19 protein-coding genes are annotated in these 17,902 nt (G+C 64.1%); 16 read left to right on the plus strand and 3 right to left on the minus strand.

Features of this window, described 5'->3' with window-relative positions; genetic code table 11:
* Window positions 1-2: 2 nt before the first annotated feature.
* Window positions 3-845, plus strand: a complete 843-nt coding sequence (locus OZ411_RS05155) for an amidohydrolase family protein (RefSeq protein WP_282527082.1) — start codon at window positions 3-5, stop codon at window positions 843-845.
* Between the two features lie 8 nt (window positions 846-853).
* Here OZ411_RS05155 and erpA read toward each other — a convergent pair whose 3' ends face one another.
* Window positions 854-1,183 carry an iron-sulfur cluster insertion protein ErpA gene (gene erpA / locus OZ411_RS05160; RefSeq protein ID WP_130579149.1) on the minus strand — a complete coding sequence of 110 codons (330 nt, stop codon included), beginning with the start codon at window positions 1,181-1,183 and terminating at the stop codon, window positions 854-856.
* A 190-nt stretch (window positions 1,184-1,373) separates the two neighbouring features.
* On the opposite strand from erpA, the gene OZ411_RS05165 reads away from it, so the two are divergent.
* The 12 genes from OZ411_RS05165 to surE all read left to right on the plus strand — a co-directional run bounded on the left by OZ411_RS05165 (window position 1,374) and on the right by surE (window position 13,309).
* Window positions 1,374-2,585 carry a deoxyguanosinetriphosphate triphosphohydrolase gene (locus OZ411_RS05165; RefSeq protein ID WP_282527083.1) on the plus strand — a complete coding sequence of 404 codons (1,212 nt, stop codon included), beginning with the start codon at window positions 1,374-1,376 and terminating at the stop codon, window positions 2,583-2,585.
* Window positions 2,586-2,594: 9 nt separating this feature from the next.
* Window positions 2,595-4,391: an arginine--tRNA ligase gene (gene argS, locus OZ411_RS05170; protein ID WP_282527084.1), complete on the plus strand. Its 1,797-nt coding sequence runs from the start codon at window positions 2,595-2,597 to the stop codon at window positions 4,389-4,391.
* 118 nt (window positions 4,392-4,509) lie between these two features.
* Complete coding sequence (locus tag OZ411_RS05175; protein ID WP_282527085.1) at window positions 4,510-6,021, plus strand: SPOR domain-containing protein; 1,512 nt, start codon at window positions 4,510-4,512, stop codon at window positions 6,019-6,021.
* Between the two features lie 46 nt (window positions 6,022-6,067).
* Entirely contained in the window at window positions 6,068-7,090 is a 1,023-nt protein-coding gene (gene nagZ, locus OZ411_RS05180; protein ID WP_282527086.1) for a beta-N-acetylhexosaminidase, read from the plus strand.
* Window positions 7,087-7,917, plus strand: coding sequence for a ScpA family protein (locus OZ411_RS05185; protein WP_130579157.1), 831 nt, complete (start codon window positions 7,087-7,089; stop codon window positions 7,915-7,917). The genes nagZ and OZ411_RS05185 overlap by 4 nt, the downstream gene beginning before the upstream one ends.
* A 21-nt stretch (window positions 7,918-7,938) precedes the next feature.
* Window positions 7,939-8,712, plus strand: coding sequence for an SMC-Scp complex subunit ScpB (gene scpB / locus OZ411_RS05190; RefSeq protein ID WP_282527087.1), 774 nt, complete (start codon window positions 7,939-7,941; stop codon window positions 8,710-8,712).
* Between the two features lie 157 nt (window positions 8,713-8,869).
* Window positions 8,870-9,106, plus strand: coding sequence for a twin-arginine translocase TatA/TatE family subunit (locus OZ411_RS05195; RefSeq protein WP_130579159.1), 237 nt, complete (start codon window positions 8,870-8,872; stop codon window positions 9,104-9,106).
* 143 nt (window positions 9,107-9,249) lie between these two features.
* Entirely contained in the window at window positions 9,250-9,786 is a 537-nt protein-coding gene (gene tatB / locus OZ411_RS05200) for a Sec-independent protein translocase protein TatB (protein ID WP_282527088.1), read from the plus strand.
* Window positions 9,783-10,592: a twin-arginine translocase subunit TatC gene (gene tatC / locus OZ411_RS05205; protein ID WP_282527089.1), complete on the plus strand. Its 810-nt coding sequence runs from the start codon at window positions 9,783-9,785 to the stop codon at window positions 10,590-10,592. Before tatB ends, tatC begins: the two co-directional genes overlap by 4 nt.
* A 111-nt stretch (window positions 10,593-10,703) precedes the next feature.
* Entirely contained in the window at window positions 10,704-12,047 is a 1,344-nt protein-coding gene (serS, locus tag OZ411_RS05210; protein ID WP_282527090.1) for a serine--tRNA ligase, read from the plus strand.
* Window positions 12,048-12,061: 14 nt separating this feature from the next.
* The gene (locus OZ411_RS05215; RefSeq protein ID WP_282527091.1) at window positions 12,062-12,451 is read left to right on the plus strand and encodes a hypothetical protein; all 390 of its coding nucleotides are present in this window, start codon (window positions 12,062-12,064) and stop codon (window positions 12,449-12,451) included.
* A gap of 90 nt (window positions 12,452-12,541) precedes the next feature.
* Window positions 12,542-13,309 carry a 5'/3'-nucleotidase SurE gene (gene surE, locus OZ411_RS05220; RefSeq protein WP_282527092.1) on the plus strand — a complete coding sequence of 256 codons (768 nt, stop codon included), beginning with the start codon at window positions 12,542-12,544 and terminating at the stop codon, window positions 13,307-13,309.
* A 106-nt stretch (window positions 13,310-13,415) separates the two neighbouring features.
* Here surE and OZ411_RS05225 read toward each other — a convergent pair whose 3' ends face one another.
* Window positions 13,416-13,793, minus strand: a complete 378-nt coding sequence (locus OZ411_RS05225) for a response regulator (protein WP_028165592.1) — start codon at window positions 13,791-13,793, stop codon at window positions 13,416-13,418.
* A gap of 288 nt (window positions 13,794-14,081) precedes the next feature.
* On the opposite strand from OZ411_RS05225, the gene OZ411_RS05230 reads away from it, so the two are divergent.
* Complete coding sequence (locus OZ411_RS05230) at window positions 14,082-14,732, plus strand: protein-L-isoaspartate(D-aspartate) O-methyltransferase (RefSeq protein ID WP_282527093.1); 651 nt, start codon at window positions 14,082-14,084, stop codon at window positions 14,730-14,732.
* Window positions 14,733-14,842: 110 nt separating this feature from the next.
* Entirely contained in the window at window positions 14,843-16,213 is a 1,371-nt protein-coding gene (locus OZ411_RS05235; RefSeq protein WP_282527094.1) for a peptidoglycan DD-metalloendopeptidase family protein, read from the plus strand.
* Window positions 16,214-16,381: 168 nt separating this feature from the next.
* Here the strand turns inward: OZ411_RS05235 and OZ411_RS05240 are convergent, their stop codons facing one another.
* Window positions 16,382-17,353 carry an ATP-binding protein gene (locus OZ411_RS05240; protein WP_282527095.1) on the minus strand — a complete coding sequence of 324 codons (972 nt, stop codon included), beginning with the start codon at window positions 17,351-17,353 and terminating at the stop codon, window positions 16,382-16,384.
* Between the two features lie 183 nt (window positions 17,354-17,536).
* Here OZ411_RS05240 and yajC point away from each other — a divergent pair, with 183 nt between their 5' ends.
* Window positions 17,537-17,899, plus strand: coding sequence for a preprotein translocase subunit YajC (yajC, locus tag OZ411_RS05245; protein ID WP_130581289.1), 363 nt, complete (start codon window positions 17,537-17,539; stop codon window positions 17,897-17,899).
* Window positions 17,900-17,902: the final 3 nt, after the last annotated feature.

Here is a 17,902-nt window from a genome sequence, read left to right on the forward strand (position 1 = left end):
TGATGTCTCCCCGTGCAATGTGGGCGGCGGGATTTGCCGCCGTCGCGTGGCTCGCAACGATCGGCCCGCCCGCCCGCGCGGCCGAGCCGATCGAGATCTTCGACGCGCATCTGCACTACAATTGGGAGCCGACGCCCACCTACAAGCTCGATGAAGTGCTGGCGCTGTTCAAGAAGCACCGTATCACCGGCATCATTGCCACCAGCCGTCCCAATGCCGGGACGCATGTACTGGTCGATGCCAAGGCTGATGGCCTCGAGGTGGTGCCGTTCCTCCGGCCCTACCGCGTGCGTGCCGACATCCAGACCTGGTTTGGCGATCCCGCGATCTTCGACCTCGTGCAGCAGGAGTTCAAGCGCGGCTATTATCGCGGTATCGGCGAATTCCATTTGTCGGGCAAGGCGGCTGATACCGAGTGGGTGAAGAAGACCGTCGATTTCGCCGTCGACCACGATCTCTATTTGCACGCGCACGCCGATCAGGAAGCCGTCGAGATCCTGATGCGGCATAATCCGCGCGCCAGGATCATCTGGGCGCATACCGGCTTTGGCCTGCCGACCGATCGCGTCGCCGCCATGCTCGGCAAATATCCGAACCTGTGGGGCGAGCTGTCCTATCGCGGCGGTATTGTCGACGGGGCAGGCAAGCTGACGGCGGAGTGGCGCGCGCTGTTCGAGCGCTATCCGAACCGCTTCCTGCTGGGCTCCGACACCTGGGTGCCGGAACGCTGGGCAAGCTACGGCGACATCATGGCCGCCTACCGCGCCTGGCTCGATCAGCTACCGCCCGATATCGCCGCAAAGATCGCGCACGGCAATGCGCGGGCGTTGTTCGCCAGCCGCTGAGAGGAAAATCAGATCGAGAAGCTGGTGCCGCAGCCGCAGGAGGCGGTAGCGTTCGGATTCACGACGCGGAACGACGCGCCGATCAAATCGTCGACAAAATCCACCTCGGACCCCGCCAGGAATGGCGCAGAGGCTGAATCGACCAGCACCACCGCCTCCTCACGGGAGATCACGAGATCGTCTTCCGCCTTGGCGCGGTCGACGTCGAACTTATACTGGAAGCCGGAGCAGCCACCGCCTTCGACCGAAATGCGCAGCATCGCACCGTCACCCTCGCTCTTGAGGATTTGACCGATCCGGCGGGCGGCCCGCTCGGTGATGGTGACAGAATCAGTCATGGCAAGCTCCGAAGCCTTATCATTTGAGCATGATCTCCGCGCAGACGCTCCGCGTTTGTCGCGAGGGAAAACCGGTATCCACTTTTCCGGATCATGCTGGCAGCGTCATACCCAATTCATTTGGTATCCCGCACTCACCATAGTTAAGTGCGGAAGGAAGCGGAATCAAATGGATAAGGACTAAAATACCGTGTCGGTCGGAATGGCTGCCCCCCGCGCGCCCTATGCCTGCGACCCCGATCGCAGCCGCGGGCGGCTGTTCGCGGAGGCCCCGAGCAAGACCCGCAGCGCCTTCCGCCGGGATTGCGACCGGGTGATCCATTCCACTGCATTCCGGCGGCTGAAGTACAAGACCCAGGTCTTCGTGTTCCACGAGGGCGACCACTATCGCACGCGGCTGACCCATTCGCTGGAAGTTGCACAGATCGCCCGTGCGCTGGCTCGCCAGCTCGGGCTGGACGAGGACCTGACGGAGACCTTGGCGCTGGCGCATGACCTCGGACACCCGCCGTTCGGCCATGCCGGCGAGCGGGCGCTGGACAGGTGCCTGAAACCCCATGGCGGCTTCGATCACAACGCGCAGACGCTGCGCATGGTCACTGCGCTGGAGCACCGTTATCCGGAATTCGACGGGCTCAATCTCACCTGGGAATCGCTTGAGGGCATCGTCAAGCACAACGGCCCGCTGACCGAGCGCGACGGTGCGCCGGCCGGACGCTACCGCGAGACAGGCGGCATCCCTATCGGTATTTCCGACTACAACAAGACCTACGACCTGGAGCTGTGGAGCTTTGCCTCGCTCGAAGCCCAGGTCGCGGCCTTCGCCGACGACATCGCCTACGATGCCCACGACATCGATGACGGCCTGCGCGCGGGGCTGTTCAAGGTTGACGAACTCAAGGTGATGCCGTTGACCGCGGAGATCATCGCGGAAATCGACCGGCACTATCCGGCTCTGGACGAAGTCCGGCGTGGCGCGGAACTGGTGCGCGAGTTGATCTCGCATTTCATCAGCGCGGTATTCGCCGAGGCGAGCCGGCGGCTCGAGGCCGCACAGCCGCAATCCGCTCACGACGTGCGCCGTCACAATGGGCCGCTGATTGCGTTTCCGCCGGCCGTGGCCGAGGAGGAGGCGGAGATCAAGGCCTTCCTCTGGCAGCGGATGTACCGCCACCAGCGGGTGATGCGGGTGATGGACGACGCCGAACAGATCGTGTTCGACCTGTTCGCGCGCTACCGGCAATCTCCGGGCGACCTGCCGCCCGAGTGGGTGGAGGGCAGGGAGGCGGAGACCGAGGCGGAACGCGCCAGGCGGATCGGTAATTTCATTGCCGGGATGACCGACCGCTACGCCCTGATCGAGCATAACAGGCTTTTTGACTCGACCCCGGATTTGCGTTAGGCGGCGCCCATGGCCGACAAACCTGCTTCTTCGCACCTTTTTGCCGATGTGCTCGCGCGCGTGCGGGCGATCTGTGCCGCGCTCGCGGCTGAGGACCAATGGCCTGAAGGCACCGATTTTTCGCGCATTGTGGTCGAGCCGCCGCGGGAGGCCAGCCATGGCGACATGGCGACCAACGCCGCAATGGTGCTGGCAAAGGAGGCCAAGGCCAAGCCGCGCGATCTCGCCGAGAAGATCGCGGCGAAGCTGCGGGAAGACGAACTGGTGGCGTCCGTCGACGTCGCAGGTCCCGGCTTCATCAATCTCACCTTGAAGCCGCACGTCTGGATCGGCGAGCTGCGCACGATCCTGCGCGAGGGGGTGGGCTTTGGCTGCAGCGCGATGGGCGGCAACGAGAAGGTCAATGTCGAGTACGTCTCGGCGAACCCGACCGGACCGATGCACGTCGGCCATTGCCGCGGCGCGGTGTTCGGCGATGCGCTTTGCAGCCTGCTGGAGTTCGCAGGATTCGACGTCACGCGCGAATATTACGTCAACGACGCCGGCGCGCAGGTCGACGTGCTCGCGCGCTCGGCCTATCTCCGCTACCGCGAGGCGCTCGGCGAGGACATCGGCGCGATCCCGGAGGGGCTTTATCCCGGCGACTATTTGAAGCCGGTGGGGCAGGCGCTTGCCAGGGAATACGGCGACAAGCTGCTTTCGATGCGCGAGGCCGCCTGGCTGCCGATCGTGCGCGACAAGGCGATCGCGATGATGATGGCTGAGATCAAGGACGATCTCGCCGCGCTCAACATCAAGCACGACGTGTTCTTCTCCGAACGCTCGCTGATCGAGACCGGCAACAACAAGGTCGCCGAGACCATCGATTTCCTGCGTGACAAGGGTGACATCTACGAGGGACGTCTGCCGCCGCCGAAAGGCAAGCCGGTCGAGGATTACGAGGACCGCGAGCAGACGCTGTTCCGTGCCACCGCCTATGGCGACGATGTCGATCGTCCATTGATCAAGTCGGACGGTACCTACACCTATTTCGCGTCGGATATCGCCAACCATCGCAACAAGTTCGAGCGCGGCTTTAACAATCTGATCGATGTGTTCGGCGCCGACCATGGCGGCTACGTCAAGCGCATGCAGGCGGCGGTGAAGGCCGTGAGCGCCGGCAAGGCGGAGCTCGACGTGAAGATCGTGCAACTCGTCCGGCTGCTGCGCGACGGCGAGCCGGTGAAGATGTCGAAGCGCGCCGGCGAGTTCGTGACGCTGCGCGAAGTCGTCGACGAGGTCGGCTCGGACGCGGTGCGCTTCATGATGCTGTTCCGCAAGAACGACGCCGTGCTCGATTTCGACCTCGCCAAGGTGATCGAGCAGACCAAGGACAATGCCGTGTTCTACGTCCAGTATGGGCATGCCCGCGGCCATTCGGTCTTCCGTAACGCGCGGCAGGAGGTTTTGCCCGATCTGCCGGACGAGGACGGCGCGCGGCGGGATTATCTTTCGGGGGCGGCGCTCGAGCGGCTGTCCGATCCGGCAGAACTCAGCCTGCTCAAGCAGTTGGCGCTCTATCCGCGCATGATCGAGGCTGCGGCCGTCGCACACGAGCCGCACCGGATCGCCTTTTATCTGTATGATTTGGCCAGCGAGTTCCACGCGCTGTGGAACAAAGGGGGCGATCTGCCCTATTTACGCTTCATTATGAATAATGATGCAGAGATCACAAGGGCGCGACTGGCAATGGTTCAGGGCGTCGTCTCGGTTCTGGCATCGGGTCTAGCTGTTCTAGGCGTCCACGCCCCAACCGAGATGCGGTAGCAGCAGGGGCGAAGCCTCTCGCGATGGGGATCGTGGGGGTACTTGGCAGGGACCAACTCGTTCGCACCAGGAAGTTGCAGGCGACTTGGCGCTGTCCCGAAGGGGATGCAAGATCACGATGGCTGATCGATATCAAAACCGAACTTTTCCCGCCGATCTCGACTACGATCGCGGCACCAATGCCACGGGTCGGGCCGAAAACGACCCGCTGGCCGAACTGGCACGGCTGATCGGACAAGCCGATCCGTTTGCCACCACTCCGCCCAAGCCGCAGCCGGCGCCGCATCCGCTGCAGTCGCGGGCCAATGTCCGGCCGCAGACCTATCAGCCGCAGGCTGAGGATGAGGAGGTGGACCTGCCGGCCAGCCCACCGCCCTGGATGCAGCGCGCCCGCCATGAGGTCGCGCCGCCGCAGCAATATGCTGCGCCGTCGCAGGACTATGCTGCGCCATCGGAGGACTACGAAGAGCCGGATATTCAGCCGAGCGCCGTGCACCCGCTGCATCGCTACACCGCGCAACACGCGGCGGCGCCGGTGCCGACGCCCGAATATCGCGCGCCGGTGCCGGAATATCGCGAGGAGTTGCCGCTCGAGGAGCCGGCGCAGCAGCTTGATCCATCGCGTTACGACGATGCGCTTTATGGCCAGATCGAAGCCGGCGAGCAGGATTTTCAGCGCGAAGCGGCGTATCCCGACGATCCCTACGCCTATCAGAGCGCCGCTTACGAAGACGAGGAGCCTCCGCCGCGGAAGCGTAGCAGCGGACTGATGACGGTAGGGGCCGTGCTAGCGCTCGCGGTGGTGGGCACCGGCGCAGCCTTTGGCTACCGGACCTATGTGGGGTCGCCCCGCAGCGGCGAGCCGCCGATCATCAAGGCCGATAACAGCCCGACCAAGATCATGTCTCAGCCTGACGGTGCCGGCAAGGCGCCAGACCGCATGGCGTCCGGCAACGGCACGGAAAAGCTCATCTCGCGGGAGGAGACGCCGGTCGACGTCACCTCAAATACCGGACCCCGCGTGGTGTTTCCGCCGTTGAACCAGAATGCCAACCCGCCGCCGGTGGCGAGCGTCGCTCCCTCGGCAGCTTCGCCGCTGACCACGAGCGGTACGCTGCCGAACAATGAGCCGCGGCGGATCCGGACTCTTTCGGTCAAGGGCGATTCGGCAGATGCCGGCGTGCCGGCGTCGGCGCCGCCTCCGCCAGCCAAGTCAGCGCCTGTCATGCGGACTGCGTCGGTGACCCCGTCCCATGGCAACCCGCAATCGGCCAACGCGAGCACCAACACGCCGATGTCGCTGGCACCCGGGGCGCCGCAGCCCGATCCGGCGCCAACCCGTGTCGCTTCGACCAATCCCACCGCGAGCGTGAGCAGCGGAGGGTATGTGGTTCAGGTCTCCTCGCAACGGAACGAGGCGGATGCGCAGGCCTCCTACAAGGCGCTGCAGGGCAAGTATCCAAGCGTGCTCGGCTCGCAGTCGCTGCTCGTGAAGCGCGTCGATCTCGGCGAGAAGGGAGTGTACTACCGGGCGTTTGCCGGTCCGTTCAGCTCCCTGGATCAGGCGACGCAGGTTTGCAGCAGCCTGAAGGCTGCCGGCGGGCCGCAGTGCCTCATCCAAAGGAATTAACGGCGGTTTCCTTGACGCTCGGGATACATGCGGCCTAATCGGCCGCATGGTAAACCGAGCATTCATCACGGGCGTATCCGGGTTTGAGCTGACCGATGCCGAGCGCGAGTTCATTCGCGCCGAACGGCCGTGGGGCTTCATCCTGTTCAAACGGAACGTCGAAACCCCCGATCAAGTATCTGCACTTGTTCGTGAATGCCGTTCAGTCGTAGGTCAACCCGAGGCGCCGGTCCTGATCGACCAGGAGGGCGGCCGGGTTCAGCGGCTTGGACCGCCGCATTGGCCCGTCTATCCCGCCGGGGCGGCGTTTGGTGCGCTGTACGATCGCGATTCGCAGCTCGGGCTTGCCGCGGCGCGGCTCGGCGCGAGGCTGATTGCCGCCGATCTGGCGGATCTCGGGATCACCGTCGACTGCCTGCCGCTGGCGGACGTGCCGGTCGAAGGCGCCGACGCCGTGATCGGCAACCGCGCCTATGGAACCGATCCAGCCAAGGTGGCCGCCATTGCCCGCGCCGTGACGGACGGATTAGAGCAGGGTGGTATTTTACCGGTGCTGAAACATATACCAGGTCATGGACGGGCCACGGCGGACACCCATTTCCGGCTGCCGACCGTCGATACGGCCAGGCCCGAACTGGAACGGACCGACTTTGCGGCATTCCGGCCGCTTGCGGACCTGCCGATGGCGATGACTGCACATGTTGTGTTTAGTGCGCTGGACCCCGCCCAACCGGCGACGACTTCTGCGACAATCATTGAACAGGTGATTCGCGACGGTATCGGGTTCCAGGGTTTGTTAATGAGTGATGACGTGTCGATGAACGCGCTCTCGGGATCGATCGCCGAGCGGACCCGGGCGATCATCAGCGCAGGCTGCGACATGGTCCTGCACTGCAACGGCAAGCTCGACGAGATGCGCGAGGTTGCGCGCGAAACGCCGGAACTAACCGGCGAGGCGCTGGAGCGCGCCAAGCGCGCGCTGGCAGCACGGAAACCGCCGCTTCCGTTCGACCGGCTGGCGGCACGGGCCGAACTGGATGCCTTGATAGGACAAGTAGGTACGGCATGACCGCGGAAATTCTGTCGTTTGAGACCGGCCGGCCGGCTGAAATCAGCGAGGACGAACCGGCGCTGGTGGTCGACGTCGGCGGCTATGAGGGCCCACTCGACCTCCTGCTGACGCTCGCGCGGCAGCAGAAGGTCGACCTGTCCAAGATCTCGATCCTGGCGCTCGCGGACCAGTACCTGCAGTTCATCGAGGCGGCGCGGAAGATCCGGCTGGAGCTTGCCGCCGATTATCTGGTCATGGCGGCCTGGCTCGCCTACCTGAAATCGCGGCTGTTGTTGCCGGAGCCGCCGGCGGCGGAAGGGCCGAGCGCCGAGGAGATGGCGACCGCGCTCGCCAACCGGCTGCGGCGGCTCGAGGCGATCCGGGAAGCGGCGAACCGGCTGATGAACCGGCCGCAGTTCCAGCGCGATATCTTTCCGCGCGGCAATCCGGAGTCCATCGCCGAGATCAAGCATCCGAAATTCACCGCGACGCTCTACGACCTGCTCACGGCTTACGCCGTGCAGCGCCAGCAGCGGGTGCTGGCCAGCGTGCATCTGACCAAGCGCACGGTGTGGTCGCTTGCCGAAGCGCGCGCCTCGCTGGAACGCCTCGTCGGTGCGGCCGATAACGAGCACTGGAATTGCCTCGACGAATTCCTGATGGACTACGTCGTCGAACCGTCGCAGCGGGCGACCGTGTTCGCGTCGAGTTTCGCCGCCGCGCTGGAATTGGTGCGGGAAGGCGAGATGGAGCTGAACCAGAGCCGAGCGTTTGCGCCGCTCTATTTTCGTAAGCGTTTGCCGCAAGTGCCCGGTGCCACCGCGCCGGACATTACGGCTGAGTAAGTGGAAGAAGGAGACCGAGCCATGGCAAGCCTGGCGGAAAAGCGCATGGAAGATGCCGAGGAGCACGTCACCGATCCGCAGGCGCGGCCCGAGGAATTGCGGCTTCTGGAAGCCCTGCTGTTTGCCTCCGCCGAGCCGATCGACCAGGCAACCTTGGCCAAGCGCATGCCCGAGGGCGTCGATGTCAAGGCCGCGCTGGCGCAACTGCAGGCGGAATACGCCCCGCGCGGGGTCAATCTGGTGCGCGTCGCCAACAAATGGACCTTCCGCACCGCCGGCGATCTCGCTTGGCTGATGACGCGCGAGACCACGGAGACGAAAAAACTCTCGCGCGCGGCGATCGAGGTGCTGGCGATCGTCGCCTATCACCAGCCGGTGACCCGCGCCGAGATCGAGGAGATCCGCGGCGTGGTCACCTCCAAGGGCACGCTCGACGTGCTCCTGGAAACCGGCTGGATCCGCCCCCGCGGGCGTCGCAAGACGCCGGGACGGCCGCTCACCTTCGGCACGACGGAAGCGTTCCTCTCGCAGTTCAGCCTGGAGGCGCTCGGCGACCTGCCCGGTCTCGACGAGCTGAAGGGAACCGGTCTCTTGGATTCGCGCCTGCCGTCCGGCTTCAATGTCCCGACGCCATCGGACGATCCGACGCTTCGCGAGGATGAGGACCCGCTCGAGCCCGGCGACAATCTGGAACTGTTCCTGGCGCCGGTTGCCGAGCCCGAGGAGGGCGGCGGCAAGGATTCGGAGTCAGAGGGCGGTGGCCCTTCAGAGGGTGATGGCAAGGATTCAGCCTGACCCCCGCAGCCGGAACGCAGCAGGTTAACGGTAGCAATATTGCGTAGCCGCGACAGCGATTTGCCGCGGCTTGAGTCCTTGTTTTTGACGCCCTGCGGGCCTACTTTCCGCTCGAAGCTTCGGCCGGTGCGCCGGTCACGTTTGGAGGGTTTGCAGGATGGGTTCGCTTAGCATTTGGCACTGGATCGTCGTGATCGCAGTGGTCCTGCTGCTGTTTGGCCGCGGCAAGATTTCCGACCTGATGGGCGATGTCGCGCAGGGCATCAAGGCCTTCAAGAAGGGCATGCAGGACGATGACAAGACTGCGGAAAAGCCCGCCGAGCCGGTGAAGTCCATTGATCACAATGCGGCGCCGTCGGCAGCACGGTCGGACGTCGGCAGCAAGGCTGTCTAAGGCTTGTCTGACGCGTTTTCTTCACGCGAACCGGTGACCATGTCGCTTGAAAACGCTATGGACGTTCGTTGAGAAAAAACACGTGCGACCCCAAATCCTGTTACAAGGGCCGGGGTTGTTTGCGCGCGTGAGCGGAATCTTTCATGTTCGACATCGGGTGGAGTGAACTGGTCGTCATCGCGGTCGTCGCGCTGATCGCCATCGGCCCGAAAGAACTCCCCGGCGTGCTCCGGATGGTGGGCCAGTGGATGGGCAAGGCACGCCGGATGGCTGCTGAATTCCAGGGCCAGTTCCAGGAAGCCATGCGCGAGGCCGAGATGGCCGAGCTCAAGAAGGGCTTTGACGACGTCAGGGAAGCCGCCACGGGCATTACCAGCGGGAATGTCATGACGTCACTGCAGAAGGACGTGAACGACGCCCTGCAGATCGGCGACATCGAGAAGCCCGCGGAGGCCAAGCCTGCGGATGCGCCGGCCGCTCTGCCGCCGGCATCGGCGGGCGATACGCCGGTAATTCCAACGACGCCGGCCGCGCCTACGCCGGAGACCTTTGTCGAAGCCGAAGCGCACGCGGCGGCGAACGAGCCGCTCGCGATCGTCAAAGAGGCTGAGCCGCAACCGGCAGTGCCGCAGGACGCACCTGAGGCGCCCGACGTGCAAAAGAGCGCGAAAGCGTCATGAGCGCCGAAGACATCGAAGCCAGCAAGGCACCGTTGATGGACCACCTGATCGAGCTGCGCTCGCGGCTGATCAAGGCGCTGCTCGGATTCGGCGTGGCCTTCATCTTCTGCTTCTTCTTCGCCAAGCAGATCTACAACGTGCTGGTGTGGCCGTTCGTCTGGGTCGCCGGGCCTGAGAACTCGAAATTCATCTACACCGCGCTGCTGGAATATTTCATCACGCAGCTCAAGCTTGCGCTGTTCGGCGCCGGCTTCATCTCGTTCCCGATCGTCGCAACCCAGATCTACAAGTTCGTGGCGCCCGGGCTTTATCGGCACGAGCGCAACGCGTTCCTGCCATATCTGATCGCCACTCCCGTGTTCTTCGTGGCCGGCGCGATGCTGGTCTATTTCGTGGTGCTGCCGATGCTGGTGCGGTTCTCGCTGGGCATGCAGCAGATGGGCGGCGCGGAGACCGCGCAGATCCAGCTCCTGCCGAAGGTCGGCGAATATCTGTCGCTGATGATGTCGCTGATCTTCGCCTTCGGCATCGCCTTCCAGCTCCCGGTGATCCTGACGCTGCTTGGCCGCATCGGCATCGTGACCTCGCAGATGCTGCGCGAGAAGCGGCGCTATTTCATCGTCATCGCTTTCATCATTGCCGCGGTCCTGACCCCGCCGGACGTGCTGAGCCAGGCCTCGCTCGCGATCCCCTTGCTGGCGCTCTACGAGGGCGCCATCATCGCCGTGCGCGTGGTGGAGAAGAAGGCAGCCGCCGCCCGAACCTCGACCGGCGGCACGCCCAGCGCCACCAATCCGGCCGAGTAGGGCGTTATTCGTCATGCCCGGGCTTGTCCAGGGCATCCACGTCTTTTACAGACCGTGCAATCGAGGCGTGGATGGCCGGGACAAGCCCGGCCATGACGTAGGAATGTGGTCATGCACGACATCAAAGCGATCCGCGACAATCCCGAGGCTTTCGACGTCGGAATGAAACGGCGCGGGTTTGCGCCCCTGTCGCCGTCGCTGCTTGCGATCGACGAGAAACGCCGCGCGGCAATTCTGGCGTCCGAGCAGGCGCAGGCACGGCGCAATGCGGCGTCCAAGGAGATCGGCGAAGCCAAGAAAGCCAAGGACGAGGCGCGCGCGGCGAAGCTGATGGCTGAAGTCGCGGAGCTCAAGACCTCGCTGCCCGAGCTTGAGACCGCCGCGAAGGCGGCCGATGAGGAGCTGAACACGCAACTTGCCGCGCTTCCGAACTTGCCGGCGCAGGATGTGCCTGATGGCGTCGACGAGCACGGCAACGTGCAGCACCACGTATTCGGCGCGCCGCGTCAGTACGGTTTTGCGCCGAAGCCGCATGACGATCTCGGCGGCGCTCTCGGCTACATGGATTTCGAAGCGGCCGCGAAATTGTCGGGCGCACGCTTTGTCGTACTGAAGAAGGGATTGGCGCGGCTGGAGCGGGCGATCGGGCAATTCATGCTCGACCTGCATACCAATGAGCACGGCTACACCGAAATCAATCCGCCGCTCCTGGTGCGCAACGAGGTGATGTTCGGCACCGGGCAATTGCCGAAATTCGAGGACGATCAGTTCTGGGCGATCAAGGGCGAATTGCTGACTGCCGGTGAAGAGCGGCTGAAGAGCGAACGTCTCGGACTGATCCCGACCGCCGAGGTCTCGCTGACCAATCTCGTCCGCGAATCCATCGTCGACGAAAAAGAGCTGCCGATGCGGTTGACCGCGCTCACGCCCTGCTTCCGCGCCGAAGCGGGCGCCGCCGGCCGCGACACGCGCGGCATGATCCGCCAGCACCAGTTCACGAAGGTCGAGCTGGTCTCGATCACGACGCCGGAGACCAGCCGCGACGAACATGAGCGCATGCTGGCCTGCGCCGAGGAAGTGCTGCGCCAGCTCGACCTGCATTATCGCGTGATGACGCTGTGCGCCGGCGACATGGGCTTCTCCGCGCAGAAGACCTACGACATCGAAGTGTGGATGCCAGGACAATTTTCAGGTCAGGGCGACGGTGGCGCGTATCGTGAAATCTCGAGCTGTTCGGTCTGCGGCGATTTCCAGGCCCGGCGAATGGATGCGCGCTATCGTGCCGGCGACGGCAAGCCGCGCTTCGTGCATACGCTGAACGGCTCCGGCACCGCGGTCGGCCGAGCGCTGATCGCCGTGATGGAAAACTATCAGCAGCAGGACGGCTCGATTGCCGTTCCCGACGTGCTGCAGCCCTATATGGGCGGCTTGAAAGTGATCGAGCACGACACATGAAGTGAACCTGCAAGATGGCGCTGCATCGCGACATCTACTGGATCGGACGGCAGTGGGCCGTCACCGGTTTCGGGATGCAGCTCATCGATCAACGGCACGGCGGAAAGTTCGATATCGAGATCGCACGGCTCTGGGACGAGGGGCTCGCGGGCGATTTGGGTGCGCAGAAATGGTTCGATCCGGTCGATTTTGGCAAAGGGCTTTGGGTCGCGCGGCAGCGCCACACGAAACCGCTTGTAACCGCTGAGGTCGATTCGGCGCCCGAGCCGCTGGTCGTCGAGAAAGTGGACGTTGCGACGGCTGGAGCCATTGAGGCGCTACCGCCGAAAACCACAGGATTTCAGCTTCGGATCGCGGGCAGCGCCAAATTCCTGCGACCCTGGCGTGTCCGGATGAAGCGGTAAGAACCCGCAAATCGCCGGGGTTTGCCTCTGCGGCGTTTGCCGGTTAAGACCTTTGGCAAGACAGGCGATCGAACAGGGCATTTTGAACGGATGCGAATTCTCTGCACCAATGATGACGGCATCCACGCGCCCGGGTTGAAGGTCGTCGAGCAGATCGCGCGCACTTTGTCCGACGACGTCTGGATCGTGGCGCCGGAGCTCGACCAGTCTGGCGTGTCGCATTCGCTGTCCCTGAACGATCCCTTGCGGCTGCGCGAGATCGGCCCGCGCCACTTCGCCGTCCGGGGGACGCCGACGGACTGCGTGATCATGGGCGCGCGCCATATCCTCGGTCCGAAACTGCCGGATCTCGTGCTGTCGGGCGTCAACAAGGGCCGCAACGTCGCCGAGGACGTGGTCTATTCCGGCACCATCGCCGGCGCACTCGAGGGCACCATACTGGGCCTGCCGTCATTTGCGCTGTCGCAGGAATTCAGCCTCGAGACCCGTGAAAAGCCGCTCTGGGACACCGCGCTGCAATTCGGCCCCGACATCGTGCGCAAGGTGATGGATGCCGGCATCCCCAAGAACACCGTGATCAATGTCAATTTCCCGGCCTGCGTGCCGGAGGACGTCAAGGGCATCCGCGTCACCCGGCAGGGCAAGCGCAATCTCGGTTTCCTGAAGATCGATGAGCGCCGCGATGGCCGCGGCAATCCGTATTTCTGGATCGGTTTTGAGCGCACGGCGATGATGGACACGCCGGCGGAAGGCACCGATCTCGCGGCACTAGCGGCGCGCTATGTGTCGGTCACGCCGTTGCGGCTCGACCGCACCGATGAAGCGTTCTCGGAAACGCTGACGTCGACGCTGAAATAGGCTTCGTAGCCCGGATGGAGCGAAGCGCAATCCGGGTCCGGTGAATCCACACATGCACGCATAGTCCCGGATTACCGTTCGCTCCATCCGGGCTACGGATTCGACGCTAGACCGGCGCGCTCTTCAGCGTGCTGTCGATCAATTGGGCGAGCGTTTCAAGCTGGAATGGCTTCTGCAGCGCGGGCCGATCGCGATATTCCTCCGGCAGGCCCGAAGAGCCATAGCCGGTCGCGAAAATGAAGGGACGATTGCGCGCGTTGATCAGTTCGGCGACGGGCGTGATCACCTTGCCGTTGACATTGACATCGAGGATCGCGAGGTCGAACTCGGTCGATTGCGCGAGCTTGACCGCTTCTGAAATTTCCCCGGCCTCGGCCGCCACGCTGTGACCCAGTTCTTCCAGCATGTCGGCGACCATCATCCGGATCATGACCTCGTCTTCGACGAGAAACACAGAACAGCCCTCAGGCCGTGCGGTAGTCATGTCGGAATCCTTGCCTGTCCCCGCGCCACGTTCGCAAATATCTCCCGCAGGCGCAACGTAAACGTTCGCGCTCATGCTCGCCTCACAGAGCCTCGATCGTGCGTCGTCGCCGATCATATGGGGAATAAAATACTTGCTCGCCAACGCCGCGTCATGGCTATGGTTCCGGGGAGGGAACGCGATCGTGAGGGAAATTTTCCTCAACGCGGGATTTCGAGTTGGTGTGGCATTAATCGGCTAGGATCGTGCTCGGCAACCGTGCCGCGCAGCAAGCTTACGAGACCCGCTATGGCCAGCACATCTGAGCCGCCCGAGAAAATGATGTTTCAGCTCGCGCTGAGGCGGCGCGGCATCAGCGACCAGTCGGTGCTTCGTGCGATGGAGGAGGTGCCGCGCGAGCGCTTTGTCGCGGCCAATGACCGCGACCATGCCTACCGCGACAGCGCGCTCGGCATCGCCTGCGGGCAGACCATCAGCCAGCCCTTCGTCGTCGCCTACATGACCGAACAGCTCCAGCTCAACCGGGAGCACCGGGTGCTCGAGATCGGCACCGGCTCCGGCTACCATGCCGCGGTCCTCTCGCGGCTGTGCAAGCATGTGCTGACGATCGAGCGCTACCGGACATTGGCCGATACCGCCCGCCAGCGGCTGGAGAAGCTCGGCTACTACAATATCGAGGTCATGCTCGGCGATGGCTTCGACGTGCCCGCGGGCGCCGGCGATTTCGACCGCATCATCGTCACCGCCGCGATGGAGCAGATTCCGGAGAAGCTTTTGCAGCGGCTCGAGGTCGGCGGCATCCTGATCGCGCCGGTCGGCCCACACCATGGTACCCAGACGCTGGTCCGGGTGATCAGGACCGAGACCGGCTTCGAGCGCAAGGAATTGGTCGACGTGCGCTTCGTGCCGGCCCTGCCGGGGGTGGCGCGGGAACTGTAGAGTCTGGGGATTGCTGCCTCGCGCCAATACCTTATTCCGAAGGTTAAGCGCTTGTTTACTCGGTACGTGTTTACTCAAAACAGTATTTTGTTGCGTACGAGTGAGTAACCATGTCCGCTGTCGTCGAGTTGCTTCGCTCGCGCCGCGTCCCGCAGGTGGCGGTGCTGGCGCTGATGTCGGTCGGTTTTGCCGGGTGCAGCGGCGACATGTCGACGCGCTTCTCGCAAAACTCCTATTCCAACAATCCTTTCGCCTTCGAGCCCCAGGCGACCGGCTCGGTGCCGCAGCAGCCGGTCGAGCGGCGTGAGCTGCCGCAATATGCACGGCCGCAATCGCCGTATTCGCAGTCGCAGTCCTATCAATCCCAGCCGCTGCCGCCGCCGGTTGCTGCGCCGCAATCCTATCCGGTCTCCAACTCCGGCGTGTCAGGAGGCGGGCGGGGCGTGGCATCCTATGCTCCGCCACAACAACCGCCGCGCCTTGAGGCCACGGGGACCGTGCCGCAGTCGGTGGCGCGCGCGCCCGCAGGCCACGGCGGCACCACGATCATCGTCGGCACCAGCGATACGCTGGACGTGCTGTCGAAGCGCTACAACGTCTCGACCGCCGAAATCCTGCGCGCCAACGGCTACAAGGGGCCGCGCGCGCTGTCGCCCGGCCAGCAGCTTGTCATCCCGCGCCCGGCTGCGGTGGCGGCAGCGCCAGCACCTGCTGTCGCGCCGCCGGTGAGCAAGCCGGTCGCCGTCGCAGCCACTGCCGGAGGCGTCCATTACGTGAACAAGGGCGACACGCTGCACAGCATCGCGCGCCAGCATCACGTCTCGCCGGCCGAGCTTGCGAAGGCCAACCATCTCGATCAGTCGGCCAAGCTCAGCCTTGGCATGAAATTGACCGTCCCGGGCGCCAAGACGGCCGCGGCTGCGCCCGCAGCGCCGGCACCCGCATTGGCACCGGCTCCCGTGCCAGCTGCTCCGGCACCGAAGGTGGTTGCGACCGCGCAGCCGCAAAGCGCCCGGCTGGTCCAGCCCGCGGCGAATGTCGAACAGCCTGCTCCGGCCGCCGAACCGGTGGCGGTCAAGCCGAGCGAGACCACCAGCTCGTTGCCGACCTTCCGCTGGCCGGCCCGCGGCAAGGTGATCACCGGCTATGGCGCCAAGACCAACGGCAAGTCCAATGACGGCATCAACCTCGCAGTGCCCGAGGGCACGCCGGTGAAGGCCGCCGAGGATGGCGTCGTCGCCTATTCCGGCAACGAACTGAAGGGTTATGGCAATCTGGTCCTGGTGCGGCACTCCAACGGCTACGTCACCGCATATGCCCATGCGAGTGAGCTGCTCGTGAAGCGCGGCGATACGATCAAGCGCGGTCAGGTGATTGCCAAGTCGGGCCAGTCGGGAGAGGTGACTTCGCCGCAGCTTCACTTCGAGATCCGCAAGGGATCATCCCCGGTCGACCCGCTGCAATTCCTCAACGGGGCGTGAGGCGCGAGTTCGCGGGACTATCACTCTCCGCAGATGCGCTGTCATCGCCCGGCTTGACCGGGCGATCCAGTATTCCAGAGACAGTCGTAGTTGAGTCGAGAGGCCGCGGCGTACTGGATTCCCCGCCTTCGCGGGGAATGACGGCTGTTAGTGCCTCAAGACTTCCCGCTACTTGCCCGTCAGCCTCACGCCGAGCCGGCCGGCCAATTCCTGCGTGAACTGCCACGCGACGCGGCCGGAGCGGGAGCCGCGGGTGGTCGACCATTCCAGTGCCTCGCGCTCCAATTCCTCGCCATCGATCTTGATGCCGAAATGGTCGCAATAGCCTCTGACCATGGCGAGGTATTCATCCTGACTACAGCGGTGGAAGCCGAGCCACAGGCCGAAGCGGTCGGACAATGAGACCTTCTCCTCGACCGCTTCGCCGGGATTGATCGCGGTCGAGCGCTCGTTCTCGATCATCTCACGCGCGAGCAAATGCCTGCGGTTGGAAGTGGCATAAAGGATGACGTTCTCGGGACGTCCCTCGATGCCGCCCTCCAGCACTGCCTTCAGCGACTTGTACGAGGCGTCGTTGCCGTCGAAGGAGAGGTCGTCGCAGAACACGATGAAGCGGAAATCGGAGGCGCGCAGCACTTCCATCAGCATCGGCAGGCTCTCGATATCCTCGCGATGGATCTCGATCAGCTTCAACCGATCCGCAGGCTTGCGGTCGAGATTGATGCTGGCATGTGCGGCCTTCACGAGAGACGACTTCCCCATGCCGCGCGCGCCCCAGAGCAGCGCGTTATTGGCGGGCAGCCCATTGGCGAAGCGCTCGGTATTTTCGATCAGGATGTCGCGCATCCGGTCGATCCCCTTGAGCAGGAAGATCTCGACGCGGCTGACGCGGGCGACCTTCGAGAGCCGTCCGTCCGGATGCCAGACGAAGGCATCGGCCACGCCAAGCTGCTCGCTTGCATCCGCGTCCGGGGCGGCGGCGGAGAGGTGGCGCGAGATCGCCTCCAGGGCGTTTGCGATCCGCTCCGCGGTGTCGCCGTTGAGCTCGCTTGCCGGACCTTTTGTCGCGGTTTTGCGGGGGCCTTTGGAGGCCAGTTTGGGCATGGCGCGAGGCGCTGATTTTTTGGCTTTTTTCGACATTTGCGCAGTTCCTGACGGGGCAGGCTTTAACGGGCCTTGGCGGCTGCCGCAAGCGGCCTAAATGAGGGGCTGTTAACGTTGCAATTGGGCCGGCCGCCGCTATAGTCCGCGCGAATTTGCCCGGACCGGGCTTGACGCGCCAGGCGTCGCCGGTCCTTCTCCCGTCTCACGAGGATTGTCCGAATGCTGATTACTCCTGCGTTTGCCCAGGCCGGAGCCGGCGGCGATGCCAACAGCATGTTGATGTCGCTTTTGCCGTTCGCGCTGATCTTCGTGATCATGTACTTCCTGATTCTGCGCCCGCAGCAGAAGAAGGTGAAAGATCATGCCGAGCTAGTCAAAAACATCCGTCGCGGCGACACCATCGTGACGTCGGGCGGCCTCGTCGGCAAGGTGACCAAGGTGGTCGACGACGACCAGATCGAGTTCGAAATCTCCGATGGCGTCCGGGTGCGGCAGATGCGGCAGATGATCTCGGGCGTGCGCACCAAGGGCGAGCCGGCGAAGGAAAAGGCCGAGGCCAAGGACGAGACGTCAGCGAGCTGATTG

The organism is Bradyrhizobium sp. Arg237L (assembly GCF_029990105.1).
Lineage (GTDB): Bacteria > Pseudomonadota > Alphaproteobacteria > Rhizobiales > Xanthobacteraceae > Bradyrhizobium.

What these genes read in the sequence shown, in the direction of transcription:
- OZ411_RS05230 (WP_282527093.1), top strand. Translation starts at nt 14,082, where the DNA reads ATGGCCAGCACATCTGAGCCGCCCGAGAAAATGATGTTTCAGCTCGCG.
- yajC (WP_130581289.1), top strand. Translation starts at nt 17,537, where the DNA reads ATGCTGATTACTCCTGCGTTTGCCCAGGCCGGAGCCGGCGGCGATGCC.
- tatB (WP_282527088.1), top strand. Translation starts at nt 9,250, where the DNA reads ATGTTCGACATCGGGTGGAGTGAACTGGTCGTCATCGCGGTCGTCGCG.
- OZ411_RS05195 (WP_130579159.1), top strand. Translation starts at nt 8,870, where the DNA reads ATGGGTTCGCTTAGCATTTGGCACTGGATCGTCGTGATCGCAGTGGTC.
- scpB (WP_282527087.1), top strand. Translation starts at nt 7,939, where the DNA reads ATGGCAAGCCTGGCGGAAAAGCGCATGGAAGATGCCGAGGAGCACGTC.
- tatC (WP_282527089.1), top strand. Translation starts at nt 9,783, where the DNA reads ATGAGCGCCGAAGACATCGAAGCCAGCAAGGCACCGTTGATGGACCAC.
- OZ411_RS05240 (WP_282527095.1), bottom strand. Translation starts at nt 17,353, where the DNA reads ATGTCGAAAAAAGCCAAAAAATCAGCGCCTCGCGCCATGCCCAAACTG.
- OZ411_RS05225 (WP_028165592.1), bottom strand. Translation starts at nt 13,793, where the DNA reads ATGACTACCGCACGGCCTGAGGGCTGTTCTGTGTTTCTCGTCGAAGAC.
- serS (WP_282527090.1), top strand. Translation starts at nt 10,704, where the DNA reads ATGCACGACATCAAAGCGATCCGCGACAATCCCGAGGCTTTCGACGTC.
- OZ411_RS05215 (WP_282527091.1), top strand. Translation starts at nt 12,062, where the DNA reads ATGGCGCTGCATCGCGACATCTACTGGATCGGACGGCAGTGGGCCGTC.
- OZ411_RS05235 (WP_282527094.1), top strand. Translation starts at nt 14,843, where the DNA reads ATGTCCGCTGTCGTCGAGTTGCTTCGCTCGCGCCGCGTCCCGCAGGTG.
- erpA (WP_130579149.1), bottom strand. Translation starts at nt 1,183, where the DNA reads ATGACTGATTCTGTCACCATCACCGAGCGGGCCGCCCGCCGGATCGGT.
- surE (WP_282527092.1), top strand. Translation starts at nt 12,542, where the DNA reads ATGCGAATTCTCTGCACCAATGATGACGGCATCCACGCGCCCGGGTTG.
- OZ411_RS05175 (WP_282527085.1), top strand. Translation starts at nt 4,510, where the DNA reads ATGGCTGATCGATATCAAAACCGAACTTTTCCCGCCGATCTCGACTAC.
- OZ411_RS05155 (WP_282527082.1), top strand. Translation starts at nt 3, where the DNA reads ATGTCTCCCCGTGCAATGTGGGCGGCGGGATTTGCCGCCGTCGCGTGG.
- nagZ (WP_282527086.1), top strand. Translation starts at nt 6,068, where the DNA reads ATGGTAAACCGAGCATTCATCACGGGCGTATCCGGGTTTGAGCTGACC.
- OZ411_RS05185 (WP_130579157.1), top strand. Translation starts at nt 7,087, where the DNA reads ATGACCGCGGAAATTCTGTCGTTTGAGACCGGCCGGCCGGCTGAAATC.
- argS (WP_282527084.1), top strand. Translation starts at nt 2,595, where the DNA reads ATGGCCGACAAACCTGCTTCTTCGCACCTTTTTGCCGATGTGCTCGCG.